1 protein-coding gene is annotated in these 551 nt (G+C 66.4%); it reads left to right on the top strand.

Annotated elements, in window-relative coordinates; translation table 11 throughout:
• A partial coding sequence (locus tag WDV06_RS37070; protein ID WP_395514190.1) for an ABC transporter substrate-binding protein occupies positions 1-551 on the top strand: 551 nt, incomplete at both ends.

The following is a 551-nucleotide window of genomic DNA, read 5'->3' as shown; positions in this document are numbered from 1 at the left end:
CGTCCGAGGTCCGTATCGGGTACTTCCCGAACCTGACCCACGCCACCGCCCTGGTCGGCCTCCAGGAAGGCCTGATCGAGAAGGAACTGAACGGCACCAGGATCAAGCCGCAGACCTTCAACGCCGGCCCCTCCGAGATCGAGGCCCTCAACGGCGGCTCCCTCGACATCGGCTTCATCGGCCCCTCGCCGTCCATCAACGGCTACGTCAAGTCCAAGGGCTCCAACCTGCGGATCATCTCCGGCTCCGCCTCCGGCGGCGTCAAGCTCGTCGTGAACCCGGAGAAGATCAAGACCCTCGACGACCTCAAGGGCAAGAAGATCGCCACCCCGCAGAAGGGCAACACGCAGGACGTCGCCTTCCTCAACTGGATCTCCGAGAAGGGCTGGACGGTCGACCCCGAGTCCGGCAAGGGCGACGTCTCCGTGGTCCGCACCGACAACAAGGTCACCCCCGACGCCTTCAAGCAGGGCTCCATCGACGGCGCCTGGGTCCCCGAGCCCACCGCCTCCAAGCTCGTCTCCGACGGCGGCTCCGTCCTCCTCGACGAG

Source organism: Streptomyces racemochromogenes (assembly GCF_044129415.1).
In the GTDB taxonomy this organism is placed as follows: Bacteria; Actinomycetota; Actinomycetes; order Streptomycetales; family Streptomycetaceae; genus Streptomyces; species Streptomyces racemochromogenes_A.
This window is presented reverse-complemented; position numbering and strand designations above follow the sequence as displayed.